Origin of the sequence: Tritonibacter sp. SIMBA_163 (genome assembly GCF_046535935.1) — a bacterium.
Lineage (GTDB): Bacteria > Pseudomonadota > Alphaproteobacteria > Rhodobacterales > Rhodobacteraceae > Epibacterium > Epibacterium scottomollicae.
The window spans coordinates 272,059-285,934 of sequence record NZ_JAWJBP010000002.1 but is presented as its reverse complement, the minus strand read 5'-3'; the positions used below and the strand labels follow the sequence as shown (position 1 = coordinate 285,934).

Annotated in this window: 11 protein-coding genes; 7 read left to right on the top strand and 4 right to left on the bottom strand. The window is 58.8% G+C overall.

What is annotated here, in order from left to right; all coding sequences use genetic code 11:
• The first annotated feature begins 72 nt into the window (after positions 1–72).
• The 3 genes from R0J92_RS05270 to R0J92_RS05260 all read left to right on the top strand — a co-directional run bounded on the left by R0J92_RS05270 (position 73) and on the right by R0J92_RS05260 (position 2,671).
• Positions 73–981, top strand: a complete 909-nt coding sequence (locus R0J92_RS05270; RefSeq protein ID WP_411050956.1) for a PfkB family carbohydrate kinase — start codon at positions 73–75, stop codon at positions 979–981.
• Positions 978–1,886: a pseudouridine-5'-phosphate glycosidase gene (locus R0J92_RS05265; RefSeq protein ID WP_317386129.1), complete on the top strand. Its 909-nt coding sequence runs from the start codon at positions 978–980 to the stop codon at positions 1,884–1,886. Before R0J92_RS05270 ends, R0J92_RS05265 begins: the two co-directional genes overlap by 4 nt.
• Before the next feature lie 86 nt (positions 1,887–1,972).
• Positions 1,973–2,671 (top strand): DUF502 domain-containing protein, encoded by a 699-nt coding sequence (locus tag R0J92_RS05260; protein WP_106164085.1) that lies wholly within the window; start codon positions 1,973–1,975, stop codon positions 2,669–2,671.
• Positions 2,672–2,681: 10 nt separating this feature from the next.
• Here R0J92_RS05260 and R0J92_RS05255 read toward each other — a convergent pair whose 3' ends face one another.
• Both R0J92_RS05255 and R0J92_RS05250 read right to left on the bottom strand, forming a co-directional pair.
• Entirely contained in the window at positions 2,682–3,710 is a 1,029-nt protein-coding gene (locus R0J92_RS05255; RefSeq protein ID WP_411050955.1) for a patatin-like phospholipase family protein, read from the bottom strand.
• Between the two features lie 70 nt (positions 3,711–3,780).
• Entirely contained in the window at positions 3,781–4,554 is a 774-nt protein-coding gene (locus tag R0J92_RS05250) for a 3-hydroxybutyrate dehydrogenase (RefSeq protein ID WP_411050954.1), read from the bottom strand.
• Between the two features lie 349 nt (positions 4,555–4,903).
• On the opposite strand from R0J92_RS05250, the gene R0J92_RS05245 reads away from it, so the two are divergent.
• Positions 4,904–6,730, top strand: coding sequence for an extracellular solute-binding protein (locus tag R0J92_RS05245; protein ID WP_411050953.1), 1,827 nt, complete (start codon positions 4,904–4,906; stop codon positions 6,728–6,730).
• A 247-nt stretch (positions 6,731–6,977) separates the two neighbouring features.
• Positions 6,978–7,196 (top strand): hypothetical protein, encoded by a 219-nt coding sequence (locus tag R0J92_RS05240; RefSeq protein WP_106164081.1) that lies wholly within the window; start codon positions 6,978–6,980, stop codon positions 7,194–7,196.
• A gap of 33 nt (positions 7,197–7,229) precedes the next feature.
• Here the strand turns inward: R0J92_RS05240 and R0J92_RS05235 are convergent, their stop codons facing one another.
• The gene (locus tag R0J92_RS05235) at positions 7,230–7,853 is read right to left on the bottom strand and encodes a helix-turn-helix domain-containing protein (protein ID WP_106164080.1); all 624 of its coding nucleotides are present in this window, start codon (positions 7,851–7,853) and stop codon (positions 7,230–7,232) included.
• A gap of 374 nt (positions 7,854–8,227) precedes the next feature.
• Between R0J92_RS05235 and R0J92_RS05230 the strand changes: the two genes are divergently transcribed.
• Positions 8,228–8,929, top strand: a complete 702-nt coding sequence (locus tag R0J92_RS05230) for a DsbA family oxidoreductase (protein ID WP_411050952.1) — start codon at positions 8,228–8,230, stop codon at positions 8,927–8,929.
• A 193-nt stretch (positions 8,930–9,122) separates the two neighbouring features.
• Positions 9,123–10,346: a multidrug effflux MFS transporter gene (locus R0J92_RS05225; RefSeq protein ID WP_411050951.1), complete on the top strand. Its 1,224-nt coding sequence runs from the start codon at positions 9,123–9,125 to the stop codon at positions 10,344–10,346.
• Between the two features lie 62 nt (positions 10,347–10,408).
• Here the strand turns inward: R0J92_RS05225 and mfd are convergent, their stop codons facing one another.
• Positions 10,409–13,864: a transcription-repair coupling factor gene (mfd, locus tag R0J92_RS05220; protein ID WP_411050950.1), complete on the bottom strand. Its 3,456-nt coding sequence runs from the start codon at positions 13,862–13,864 to the stop codon at positions 10,409–10,411.
• Positions 13,865–13,876: the final 12 nt, after the last annotated feature.

The following is a 13,876-nucleotide window of genomic DNA, read 5'->3' as shown; positions in this document are numbered from 1 at the left end:
GCCGCGCCGCGCCGTCATTTGCTGTGCCGGAATAGGCTTGCGAGAGGCCGCGAAAGGCGGCAAGAGATCGTCATGACTGATTTCACTGATCGTTCCAAACCTGACATCCTTTGCGTCGGCTCGGTCCTTTGGGACATCATCGGCCGCAGCACTATGGAAATGCAACGTGGCTCTGACATGCCGGGGCGCATTACGCGTCTTCCGGGCGGTGTCGCCATGAATATCGCCATGACCCTAGCGCGTTTCGGCATGAGACCCGCCGTGTTGAGCGCCATCGGGCGCGATCCCGAGGGTGATGAGCTGATTACGGCCTGCGGGCATCTCGGCCTCATCACCGACTACCTCTACCGGTCTGAGGATTTGCCGACGGATCGCTACATGGCGGTCGAAGGTGCCAACGGCTTGATCGCCGCCATCGCCGATGCGCATTCGCTCGAGGCAGCTGGCGACAAAATTCTGCGCCCCCTGATTGATGGCCCCCTGGGCACGGAAGCAGCACCGTTTATCGGTCCCATCGCGCTTGATGGGAACCTGAAACTGGCGTTGCTCGACGATATTGCGACCCATCCCGCATTCGCCGGTGCGGATCTGCGTGTTGCACCCGCCTCGCCGGGCAAGGCTGAGCGTCTGCGCCCGTTCCTGACCCATGGGTGCGGCACACTCTATGTGAATTTGGAAGAGGCCGGACTGCTGTGCCAGACCACCTTTACCGACAGTAAGACAGCCGCCGATGTGTTGCTCTCTCGCGGCGCCGCCCGCGTGTTGGTGACCGACGGCGGACAATCCGCCACAGAAGCCGACGCCAGTGGCGCCCGCACCCAGGTCCCGCCACGGGTCACCGTGGCGCGTGTGACCGGTGCCGGCGACACCTTCATGGCCGCTCATATCGCCGCAGAGTCTCGGGGCGAGGATCGTGACACCGCTCTCGCATCCGCTCTGCGCGCAGCCGCAACCTACGTATCAGGAGAACCTCCCCTGTGATCAATATCACCTATTCCGCCGAAGTCGAAACAGCCCGCGCCGAAGGTAAGCCCATTGTGGCGCTGGAAAGCACCATTATCACGCACGGCATGCCCTATCCGCAGAATGTCGAAGTCGCCGCACAGGTCGAGGACGACATCCGCGCCGCCGGTGCGGTCCCAGCTACGACCGCTGTCATCGACGGCACTCTGCATGTCGGCCTGGAAGCTGATACGCTGCAGTCACTCGGGCTGGCCGAAGGTGTCGCAAAGCTCTCGCGGGCTGATTTCGCCGCATGTCTTGCCACCGGAGGCACCGGCGCAACCACCGTTGCCGCAACGATGATCGCCGCACGCCTTGCCGGCATTTCCGTATTTGCCACCGGCGGTATCGGCGGTGTTCACAAAGGCGCCGAAACCAGCTTTGACATTTCAGCGGATCTGCTTGAACTGGCGCAGTCACCCGTCACCGTTGTGGCAGCAGGCCCCAAGGCCATTCTCGATGTTCCCAAAACGCTTGAAGTGCTTGAAACCCAAGGTGTTCCCGTCATCACCTATGGCCAAGACAGCTTTCCAGCCTTTTGGTCCGCGACCTCTGACCTGACAGCGCCGCTGCGCATGGACAGTGCTGCAGATATTGCCCGGGCGCATGTGCTGCGCGGCGCCATGGACATTCCTGGCGGCCAACTGGTGGCAAACCCTATCCCGACAGACGCGCAAATCCCGGCGGAAGTCTTGGCGCCTATCATTGCGCAAGCGCAAAGCGAAGCGGATGCTCAGGGCGTCGTGGGCAAGGACGTGACTCCCTTCCTGCTGCAGCGGATCTTTGAACTGACCGATGGCCGCTCGCTGGAGGCCAATATCGCGCTGGTTCGCAACAATGCCCGGCTGGCCGCAGAGATTGCCAAAGAATTGGTCAAGCTCTGAGACAATCGAAACCGGCCGCGTGCGAATCCATTGTAGCGGGGGGCAACAGTCCCTAACTTGCATGCAAGCCAATTAGATAGCAGACAATGAACACGCCATTCGACGACCCCCCGCCTCCGCCGCGCCGCCCCGGGCTGTTTGCCCGGTTGCAGTCCTCGTTTCTGACTGGTCTTGTTGTCATCGCCCCCATCGGGCTGACGATCTGGCTCTTGTGGTCGGTGATGGGATGGGTCGACGGGGTCGTCCTGCCGTTGGTGCCAAGCACCTTCCAACCGGAGCAATACGTCGGCATCAACCTGCGTGGCGTCGGCATGATCATTTTTCTGCTGTTCACCATCGTGGTCGGCTGGGTTGCCAAGGGCATCATCGGCCGATCCATGCTTGGATATGGCGAGCGCCTCGTGGCGCGCATGCCGGTGGTTCGTTCCATCTACTCCGGTATCAAGCAGATCTCGGAGACCGTATTTGCCCAAACCGAACGCAGCTTTGAAAAGGCCTGCATGATCCAGTACCCGCGTCGCGGCATCTGGGCGATCGGGTTCATTTCAACCACCGCCAAGGGCGAAATCCTGAAACACGCCGAGACAAGCGGTCGCCTGGTCAGCGTGTTTGTCCCCACCACGCCAAACCCGACATCCGGGTTCCTGCTATATTTCCCCGAGGAAGATGTCATCGAGCTGGACATGTCTGTCGAGGACGCAGCGAAACTGGTGATTTCGGCTGGACTGGTATATCCCAACGGCAAAGATCCTATAGAGGCGTTGGAGGAGGAAACCTCCGCGTAACGGCACCCTCTCAGCCAAACATCGCAGCGAGGTCCGCGCTCTGGCGGTTCCCCAGATCTTGGCGATGAGCATCCAGAAACCCTTCCGCCGCGTCTCTGCCTGCCTGTTTCAGCAGATGCAGGACCTGCGGGATCGGTATCAGCTTCGTGGTCACCGAAAGCCGCGTCATCAGATCATCGTCCGAGATCATGTGCACGAGCACCCGCTTCATGCGGCCACTGTCCATCGTGCCCTCCGATATCAGCCGCTGCACGAAGGAAATGGCGCGCAATTCCCGCAAGAGCGAGGAATTGAAGCTGATCTCATTCACCCGGTTCTGAATATCATGCGCGGTTTTGGGAACCTCTTCGCGCACAAGCGGATTGATGTTTACGACGATCAGGTCATCCGGAAGATCACTGCGAAACAGTGGGAACAAAGCCGGGTTGCCGGTATAGCCACCATCCCAATAGGCTTCAGAGGCGCCAGTTTCCGGGTTCGGAATCTCTATGGCCTGAAACAGATTTGGCAAACACGCCGAGGCCAGAATGGCATCTGTCGACACATCCCCGCCCGAAAACACCCGCACCTTGCCGGTTTGCACACAGGTCGCGCAGATGTAGAGATCGGGTCCGGCATCCGCACAGACCTCGCCAAAATCAAATTGCTCCACCACGGGGCGGAGCGGGTTTTGGTAAAATGGACCATATGAATAAGGAGAGATGGCCTGACTTATCGCCTCCATCGGCGAAAACGGCGCCATGACCTTCAACACGTTGAGCAGCGGGTTGGCGTCAAAACCGGCGATCCAGTTTGCCATGCGCATGTCTCCGACGGCCCCCATGCGCGCCCAAAGCCGGTCCAGCGAAACTTTTGCCCCGTCCCGCCCATCTCGTGCCATTCCCGCCTTAAAGGCAGCACCGTTCAGAGCGCCAGCCGAGGTGCCGGTGATCGCCGCGATTTCGATTTCCTCGTCTTCGAGCAAGCGGTCGAGGACGCCCCACGTGAACGCACCATGCGCGCCGCCACCCTGCAGGGCCAGGTTGATGCGTTTTACCATTTTGAAATCCAATACTTACGGAGTTTGAGTAGCCGGAGCAGGCCCCGGCTACGTGGTCAAGAATTGCAGCTCAGAGCGCGGTCCAGCCCCCATCCACACTGATCGTGGTGCCGGTGATCTGCTTGGCAGCGTCGGAACACAGAAAGTTCACGGTGCCACCCAGCTGTTCAACTGTCGCAAATTCACGCGATGGCTGACGCTCCAGCATCACCTTCTTGATCACCTCGTCGCGGTCCATGTTGTATTTTTCCATGGTATCCGGGATCTGCGCCTCTACGAGCGGCGTCAGAACATAGCCCGGGCAAACCGCGTTACAGGTGATCGGCTCTTCGGCCGTTTCCAGTCCAACCGCCTTTGTCATACCAACGATGCCGTGTTTGGCGGCGACATAGGCCGTTTTATATGGCGAAGCGGTCAGGCCATGCGCGGAGGCGATATTGACCACCCTGCCCCAACCGGCCTCGCGCATCTTGGGCAAGGCCGCAGCGGTGGTATGAAAGGCGGAGGTCAGGTTGATGGCAATGATCGCATCCCATTTTTCGGTCGGGAATTCATCGATCGGTGCCACATGCTGGATGCCAGCATTGTTCACCAGGATGTCACACCGCCCGGCCTGCTCGATCAGCGCACGGCACTCTTCCGCCTTTGACATATCGGCCTTGATGTAGCGTACCTCGACACCAAACGCCTCGGCCATTTCCGCTGCCAGCGCGTGATCCTCGCTCGTGTCGGTAAAGGAGTTCAGCACGACATTGGCGCCGGCGCGCGCCAGCTCCCGCGCGACGCCCAGTCCGATCCCTGAATTGGATCCGGTTACAATCGCGGTTTTACCTGTGACGGACATGTTTGTTCCCCTGAGATCGTGGATGGTTTTCGCCAGCAGCTTTGCATGCTGCAGTCGCGAAATAAATCTCCAATCGAAGGGAAATATCTCGTCCCTCAACCATCTGCAGACATGAGGCGATCAGGCTGCTCCCGTATCAAGCAAGTACGATCCGAGACAAAAAAAACGCCGGCGCGAAGCCGGCGTTAAGTTATTGAGGCAGGTTTCATACAGGCAAGAAACCTATCGAGCAGTGACACTGTTATAAGCAATTTCCGGCCTTGGTCCAAGCTAAAAGTTTGAACTCCCTGTAGCGGCGGGATAGCGTTCAGCCATATGAAAATAAGGGCAGCGCAGGATTGTTCTCAAAATGAGACCATTATTTTTCTCACGTCTACGATCCGCAGCAGGTGGAATCGCACTTCTTACAAGCGCAAGTCTCGCGACGGCAGAATCAGCCCATGGCATAGCTATGTATGGCGCACCAGCGCTTCCTCAGGGGTTTGAGGCACTTCCGTATGTAAATCCGGAGGCCCCCAAAGGCGGGACTGTCGTGTTTGGCAATCTTGGCGGGTTCGACTCGCTGAATCCGTTCATTCAGAAAGGCAATCCGCCCTGGCAAATGCGGTTTTGGGCTTACGAAAGCCTGATGGGTCGGTCTTATGATGAGCCCTTCACGCTTTATGGGCTGTTGGCCGAATCGATTGAAACTGCAGAGGACCGATCCTGGGTCGAATTTACCCTGCGCGAGGAGGCTGAGTTCTCCGACGGCAGCCCGGTCACGGTCGAGGATGTGCTCTGGTCCTATGAGACGCTCGGCACCGAGGGCAACCTGCGCTATCGGGGGTTCTGGGCCAAGGTCGACAAGATCGAGCAAACCGGCCCACGCAGCCTGCGCCTGACCTTCAACGTCGAGGATCGAGAACTTGCGCTGATTGCGGGCCTGCGTCCGATATTGAAAAAAGCGCAATGGGACGGCAAATCCTTTGCCGATGCCTCCCCCAGCGAGGTCCCGATCGGGTCTTCGCCCTATGTGGTCAGCACGTTCGAGCTTGGCCGCTCGGTGACCTTTGATCGCAAGCCCGACTATTGGGGCAAGGATCTGCCGCTGCGCCAGGGCACCAATAACTTCGACACAATGCAGTTGGAGTTCTTCGGCGATCAGACGGTTCTCTTCGAGGCCTTCAAAGCCGGTGACCTCTCGGCCGTGCGCGAATTCAATGCCGCAAAGTGGGACACGGACTATAACTTCACGCGGGTGCAGGACGGCGCGGTGATCAAGACCGAGATCCCGAACCAGAAGCCTTCCGGGATGACCGGGCTGGTCATGAATATGCGCCGTGCGCCATTCGACGACTGGCGGGTTCGCCAAGCGCTGATCGAGGCGTTCAATTATGAATCCATCAACGACACGCTGACCGGCGGCCGCCTGCCCCGCATCACGTCCTATTTCTCCAACTCCTATCTCTCCATGCAACCGGGCCCTGCCACCGGCCGGGTCGCCGAACTGCTGGCGCCCTTCGCCGATGACCTGCCGCCCGGCACGATGGACGGCTATCAACTGCCAGTCAGCGATGGCACCGCAAGCAACCGCAAGAACCTGCGGCGCGCGCGCAAACTGCTACAGGATGCTGGCTGGACCGTCGACAATGGCGTCCTGCAGAACGAGAGTGGCGAGCAGCTGGAGCTGAAGGTTCTGCTGCAACACGGCAACCTGGGTGAAGCAGAGATGCAAAAGGCCGTCGATATCTACGCCACCGCGCTGGAACGCCTTGGCATCAAACTGACCACCGATCTGGTAGACGGCGCGCAATATGTCGAGCGGCAGAGCAATTACGAGTTCGATCTGACCTTCTTTCGCCGCGCCCTGTCCCTCAGCCCTGGCAATGAACAGATGCTCTACTGGGGCAGCGAAGGCGCTGATCTGCCCGGATCTCGCAACCTGATGGGGATGAACAGTCCAGCTGCTGAGGCCATGATCCAGCATATGCTGACCACCGATTCTGCTGAGGAGTTCATCTCAGCAACACGGGCACTGGATCGCATCCTGACCGCAGGTCGCTACGTCATCCCGATCTGGCAATACACCAAGAGCCGCATCGCGCATGACGCCAATCTACGCTTTCCTCTGCGGATGCCGATCTATGGTGACGGCTACTACTACATGCCCGAAGTCTGGTGGCACGCTGAAGAATAAGATCCATGGAACCGGCCGCTCAGGCCGGTTTTTTTGCATCTCAGCAGTCACTTAACTGCGTATGCCCGCAGTGTGGCGCATCATGCGAAGGCAACATGCCGTGCTGCATGCCGCCCTCGCATGTGCTTGCGTCTGGCAGCTCATCGCCGAAAATCACAAAAGCTTTAAGTTTCGCTGACAGATTTGTATTTTCTTGCTACATTGACGCCTAGGATTTCGGATTGTGTCCCTAGATGCGAGTGTTCCGATGACAAACTGGACTGACTTCGACTTGACGCGGAGCCTGCCGCGTTTGCAGCAGCGATTTCCCGACCTTGTCGTCGACAGTCGGCTAAGCGCGGTCACGCAGGCGGACGAGCTGATTGAAGTTCTCGCTTCCGCTCAAGGTATATCAATGACAGAAGCCCGCGAAGAGATGCGGGATTTTCTTTATCTGGAAAGCCTCAGGGCGGAGCTGACAGCTTGATAGCAGGCGTTTCGGTCTCCCGAACATCGCCCATCAGACCAAGGATGTCACCCACAGGATCGTTGCGTCATCAGAGCTGGTCGAAACCACGTTATGCCCCATGGCGCCGTCATAATAGGCGCTGTCACCACGCCGCATCTCGATGGGTTCGTAAAACTCGGTAAACAGCTTTACGACGCCGGTCAGCACATACATGAACTCTTCCCCGTCATGGCGCACCCAGCCGTCAAATTCGTCCAGCGCCCGTGCCCGCACCCGCGCGCGATACGGCAGCATATTCTTGCGTGTCAGCCCATCCGCCAGAAGTTCATGTTCGTAGGTCGCCGTTGCATGGGCAGATCCCTCGCCGAATTTGGTCACGATCATACGCCCGTTGACCTGATCGCGTTGCGGCGGAGTGAACAGCTGCGGCACCGAAATCTGCAGTCCCACCGCGAGTTTCTTCAACGCCTCGTAGGTTGGCGACATCTGACCGTTTTCGATCTTGGACAACGTAGACCGCGCAAGCCCGGCCTGACTGGCCGCATGCTCCAATGTCCAGTCGCGCTGTTTGCGCAGCTCCCTGACCCGCGCCCCCAAATCAAGAGGTTCAGGGTCGCTCTGGTCGCCGTTAGCATGAGCAATCGAGATCAGTTTCTTCGGGTCGCGTTCTACCATGCACGTCCTATAGAACCGCCTTGGGACCCTTGCAACGCTGACTTGCTCAAATGTCGCTCGCAGGATAGGCATTTCATACTGAATACGCGCGGTTTCGGGATGTCACCACACGAGATTGAAAGAGCCATTGCATTTCAGGTTCGACGAACACCATTCGTCGCCTCTGACGTCGAGATCAAGCCGGATGTCCGCATTCTTATCGGCCTCCTCATAGGTCGCAATGATGTGACCGAAACTGATCTTCGGGCTTTTGCAGATCAGGCGCTCGCAGAGTACAAGAGCCCGAACGCCTGTTAACGACTGGCAGAGGTCCCACCAATCCCGACCGGAAACGCTTCTGCCGCGCCCTGCCCGACCTGTTCAAGGACCAGACCATGACCCAGCCGCTCCCGCATGTGAAACTCGACATCCTTTCCGATCCGATCTGCCCTTGGTGCTATATTGGCAAGACGTTGCTGGATCAGGCACTGGCCGCGCAGCCGGATCATCCGTTTGTGGTAGAGTGGCATCCGTTTCAGCTGAACCCGGACATGCCGGCCGGCGGGATGGACCGACGTGAATACCTCGAAGCGAAATTCGGAGGGAAAGACAACGCGGTAAAGGTCTATGCTCAGATCGCAGAGCATGCGGCGGAGGCCGGTGTCGAGATCAACTTTGAGGCCATGCAACGCACGCCAAACACCGTAGATGCGCATCGGTTGATCCATTGGGCAGGTCTTGAGTCAAAACAATCTCCCGTGGTTGACGCCCTGTTTCAGGCATATTTTGTCGAGGGGCTGGATATCGGAGATCACGCGGTGCTCTGTAATTTGGCCGAGCGTGCAGGAATGGAACGCGCCGTGGTCGCGAAACTGTTGAGCGGCGACAGCGACATCGAGGATATCCAGTCGCGTGATGCACATTCGCGCGAGGTGGGCGTCAATTCCGTCCCGACCTTCATCATCGCCAATCAGCATGTGGTCCCGGGGGCACAACAACCAGAGCTATGGACCCAAGTCATAGCGGATATTCGCTCACAACTCAGCGCGGACACCGACACGGCTGAAACCGACAATGAAAGCGGTACAATCCACTGATTTAAAAAGGTAATTCACGCATCCATTAATTTTCAGGATGCGGATTTCAGACTGGAGCGCACATAACCATGTGCGCTCATTTAACAGTTGAACCACTTTTCTGGCCCAAAAATCCATGTTAGCGCCATTTGGCCGGTGTCCGAACTCGGGGCGATGCTCGTCTCCCGTTCATGTCACCGGGAGAGGTTTACACATGATAAAAACACGCAAATCCCCACTATCGCAGGGTGAATTTATCGCCATGATTGCGATGATGTTTGCGACGATCGCATTCTCGATCGATGCAATGCTGCCCGCCCTGCCGGACATCGGCGCCACGCTGAGCCCGGATGACACCAACCGCGCGCAGTTGATCGTCACCTCCTTTGTATTGGGCATGGGCTGTGGCACATTTTTCACCGGCCCCTTGTCGGACGCTTTTGGCCGCAAGCCGGTCATTTTTGTCGGCTCCAGCCTGTATTGCCTCGGTGCTCTTGCGGCCTATTTCAGCCAATCGCTTGAAACCATCCTGATCTCTCGCGTGCTGATGGGTCTGGGTGCAGCTGCACCACGAGTTGTTGCCATCGCCATCGTACGCGATCTCTATGTCGGTCGGGATATGGCGCGGATCATGTCGCTTGTGATGATGATCTTCACGCTGGTCCCCGCCTTCGCGCCTCTGCTGGGCACTGGCATTATTGCGATCTCTGACTGGCGCGGTATTTTTGCGGCCTTCGCCATTTTCTCCGTGATTACCGTGGTGTGGATGGGCTTTCGCTTGGTTGAGCCCTTGAAGAAAGAAGACCGTCGCCCCTTGCGGCTGCCACAAATGCTGGCAGCCCTGCGTGAGATGGTGAACCACCCGACCGTCCGTCTGTCGATCTTGGCACAGACCTTCTGCATGGCAATGCTCTTCACCATCATTGTCATGGTGCAGCCCGCCTATGACGAGGTCTTTGACCGCGCTGAGAGTTTCCCGGTCTGGTTCATGATCGTGGCGCTGATGGCTGGAACGGCCAGTTTCCTCAATGCCTCATTGGTGGGTCGTGTCGGCATGCGTCGCATGGTCACCTGGGCGCTTGGAGTGCAGATCATCGGCAGCAGTGCCATGTTCGTGACGACCCAATTTACCATCGCGGATCCGATGAGCTTTTACATCTTTGTCGCCTGGCAGACGAGCGTGTTCTTCATGGTGGGCCTGACTTTGGGCAACCTGAACGCGATCGCCATGGAACCGATGGGCCATATCGCCGGCATGGCGGCGTCGGTGATGGGCGCAATCTCAACCGTTGCGGCCGCCTTCATCGCGGCTCCGGTTGGCCTGCTGTTCGACGGAACCATTGTGCCGATGGTGGGGGGCGTGCTGACAGCTGCGGTCCTGGCCTTTGTCACCATGCTCCGGATGGGCCGGGTCGAGGCAATGACCGCCGCCGCCTGAGGCGACACCGCATAACATCACAAGTCAAAGCCCTCTCAGGTTACCTTGAGAGGGCTTTTCTTTTAGCTGTTCTTGGCTTTCTTTTTCGCAGCGACGACCTTTTCAGCAAGATCGCGCGCAATGGCAAAGGCGCCTTTGATCTTGTCGCTGTCCTTGCGCCAATCGCGCCGGACAACAATCTTGTTGTCCTTCACCTTCGCAAGCCCATCCTGTGCCTGGATGAATTCAACCAGACCTTGGGGCGAGGCAAACTTGTCGTTGTGGAACTGGATCGTTGCGCCTTTGGGGCCACCGTCCAGTTTGGAAATCCCAGCTTTCTTGCACATCGCCTTGATCCGAACAACAAGCATCAAGGTATTGACCTCTTTGGGCAATTTACCAAACCGGTCAATCAGCTCCGCGGCAAACCCCTCCAGTTCGACCTTGCTGGTCAGCGAGGAGAGACGGCGATAGAGCCCCAGACGCACATCAAGATCGGGCACATAGGCCTCTGGGATCAACACAGGCACACCAAGGTTGATCTGCGGCGCCCATTGCTCATCGCCCTCGACAAGCCCTTCAACCTCGCCGGATTTGATCTTGGCAATCGCCTCCTCCAGCATCGACTGGTAAAGCTCATACCCCACATCCCGCATCTGACCGGACTGTTCTTCGCCCAAGAGATTGCCCGCTCCCCGGATATCCAGATCCTGCGACGCAAGAGTAAATCCTGCACCGAGTGTATCCAATGAGCCAAGCACCCGCAGCCGTTTCTCGGCGGTATCCGTCAGGCGCTGACGTGGTTTCGTGGTGAGATAGGCATAGGCCCGCGTTTTGGACCGTCCGACCCGGCCCCTTATCTGATAGAGCTGTGCCAGACCGAACATATCCGCGCGGTGCACTACCATGGTATTCGCGGTCGGAATGTCGAGACCCGACTCGACGATCGTCGTGGCCAGCAGGACATCGTATTTACCGTCGTAGAAGGCATTCATGCGGTCATCCAGCTCACCCGCCGCCATCTGTCCATTGGCGACAACATAAGTCAGCTCGGGCAGCTGTTCCTGCAGGAAGGCCTCGATCTCAGGCAGATCTGAAATGCGCGGCACCACGTAAAAGCTCTGCCCGCCCCGGTAATGTTCACGCAGCAACGCCTCTCGGACGGTCACGGCGTCGAACTCGGTCACATAGGTACGGATCGACAGGCGGTCCACCGGCGGCGTTCCAATGATCGAAAGATCACGGACACCTGTGAGGCTCAGTTGCAGGGTGCGCGGAATGGGGGTCGCGGTCAGAGTGAGAACATGAATGTCGGTGCGCAACTGCTTGAGCCGTTCTTTGTGCGCGACACCAAAGTGCTGTTCTTCATCAATGATCAGCAGGCCGAGATTCTGAAAGCGAATGCTCTTGGCCAGCAGCGCATGGGTGCCCACCACAATGTCCACCGTGCCCTTGGTCAGCCCCTCGCGGGTCTGGCTGGCTTCCTTCGCTGAAACAAAGCGCGACAACTGCCTGACTTCCAAGGGAAAACCACGGAACCTCTCTTTGAAGCCCGCTGCGTGCTGGCGCGCCAGTAGCGTGGTCGGTGCGACAATGGCCACCTGCAGCCCCGACATCGCCGCGACAAAGGCCGCGCGCATCGCAACCTCGGTCTTGCCAAAGCCCACATCGCCACAGATCAGGCGATCCATCGGCTGTCCCGAATGCAGATCCCCCATCACGTCCTCGATGGCGCGCAACTGGTCGTCGGTTTCCTGATAGGGGAAGCGCGCAGAAAACTCCTCCCACGCGTGCGGTGGTGGGTCCATCGCAGGCGCCTTGCGCAACGCACGCTCTGCGGCGATGCGGATCAGCCGATCCGCCATCTCTCGGATACGTTCCTTCAGGCGTGCCTTTTTCGCCTGCCAGGCACCGCCGCCAAGCTTGTCGAGAAGACCATCGTCATGGCCATATTTGGACAGCAGCTCGATATTCTCGACCGGCAGATAGAGCTTTGATTGCTCGGCATATTCCAGCAGCAAGCATTCATGAGCCGCCCCGGCCGCAGTCACGACCTCCAGCCCGATGTAGCGCCCGATCCCGTGGTCCACATGCACCACCAGATCCCCCGGCGACAGAGATTGCGCTTCGGTCAGGAAGTTCTCGGCCTTGCGGCGTTTCTTCGGCTTACGGATCAGCCGGTCACCCAGCACGTCCTGTTCCGAGATCACCGTCATATCCGGTGCCTCGAACCCATGCTCCAGCGCCCAGACCGCCAGATGCAGCCCCGATTTGCCAATGCGCGTGCCGTCCAGAACCGGGATGGTCTCCGCAAGGCCTTCGTCTTCGATCAACCCGCTCAGTCGCTCCCGCGCGCCTTCGGAGTAGGACGCGACAACGACTGGCCCCTGGGCAAGCTTCGCCTGAATATGACTGGCCAATGCGCCAAACAGGCTGATACTTTCCTGCTGGCGTTCAGGGGCGAAATTGCGCCCAATACGCCCCCCGGCATCAACCACGCCAGGGCCGGAGGCCTGTGGCAGGGGATGAAACTGAACAGCGCGGTGCTGCGCGATCTGGTTTTCCCATGCGTCATCGTCGAGATACAGAAGCTGCGGTGGCGTTGGTTTGTAAACCGAGTCCATCCGCCCCTTGGCATTCATCGCGATCTTGCGGGTCTCATATTGATCCGCGATGCTGTCCCAGCGGGCGACGCGCGCCGGTGTCAGCTGATCATCCAGCGTGACAATGGCCCCCGGCATATAGTCAAACAAGGTCTCCAGCCGCTCGTGAAAAAACGGCAGCCAGTGCTCGATCCCCTGATGCTTGCGCCCGGCGCTAACCGCTTCGTAGAGCGGATCATCATTGCCCGCCGCGCCGAACTCGATCCGGTAATTCTGTCGGAACCGGGTGACAGCCGCCTCGTCGAGGATCACCTCGGACACCGGTGCCAGCTCGACCATATCCAGCTTTTCCGTCGTGCGCTGGGTTGCCGGGTCAAATCGGCGCGCACCATCCAGAACATCTCCAAAGAAATCCAGGCGCACCGGTCCGCTGTCGCCCGGCGGAAAGATATCAATGATGCCGCCACGAATGGCATAATCGCCAGGCTCCATCACCGTCGGACTTTGGGTAAACCCCATACGAACCAGAAACTTACGGAGCGCAGCTTCATCGACCCGACTGTCGACGCGGGCCTTGAACGCCGCCTCTCTCAGAACCTCACGCGCGGGAATTCTCTGCGTTGCCGCGTTCAGGGTCGTCAGCAGGATGAACTGTCGGGGCATGCCATGAACCAGCGCCGCCAAGGTGGCCATCCGCGCGGCGGAGATATCCGCATTGGGCGACACCCGGTCATATGGCAGGCAATCCCATCCGGGGAACACAACAACCGGCACATCGGGCGCGAAGAAGCGCAGCGCCGACCTCATGGCCTCCATCCGCTTGTCATCGCGCGCAATATGCAGAACCGGCGCCGCGCTGCGCTCCATCTCGCGCAGCACCAAACGGGCATCGAAGCCCTCGGGGGCGCCGCCCATGACGACAGATTGTTGGGTCATGAGGTTTCCCTT

Bases quoted from the DNA above. Each gene is read 5' to 3' on its own strand.
- R0J92_RS05270 (WP_411050956.1), top strand. From the start codon at position 73: ATGACTGATTTCACTGATCGTTCCAAACCTGACATCCTTTGCGTCGGC.
- R0J92_RS05260 (WP_106164085.1), top strand. From the start codon at position 1,973: ATGAACACGCCATTCGACGACCCCCCGCCTCCGCCGCGCCGCCCCGGG.
- R0J92_RS05255 (WP_411050955.1), bottom strand. From the start codon at position 3,710: ATGGTAAAACGCATCAACCTGGCCCTGCAGGGTGGCGGCGCGCATGGT.
- R0J92_RS05250 (WP_411050954.1), bottom strand. From the start codon at position 4,554: ATGTCCGTCACAGGTAAAACCGCGATTGTAACCGGATCCAATTCAGGG.
- R0J92_RS05245 (WP_411050953.1), top strand. From the start codon at position 4,904: ATGAGACCATTATTTTTCTCACGTCTACGATCCGCAGCAGGTGGAATC.
- R0J92_RS05240 (WP_106164081.1), top strand. From the start codon at position 6,978: ATGACAAACTGGACTGACTTCGACTTGACGCGGAGCCTGCCGCGTTTG.
- R0J92_RS05235 (WP_106164080.1), bottom strand. From the start codon at position 7,853: ATGGTAGAACGCGACCCGAAGAAACTGATCTCGATTGCTCATGCTAAC.
- R0J92_RS05230 (WP_411050952.1), top strand. From the start codon at position 8,228: ATGACCCAGCCGCTCCCGCATGTGAAACTCGACATCCTTTCCGATCCG.
- R0J92_RS05225 (WP_411050951.1), top strand. From the start codon at position 9,123: ATGATAAAAACACGCAAATCCCCACTATCGCAGGGTGAATTTATCGCC.
- mfd (WP_411050950.1), bottom strand. From the start codon at position 13,864: ATGACCCAACAATCTGTCGTCATGGGCGGCGCCCCCGAGGGCTTCGAT.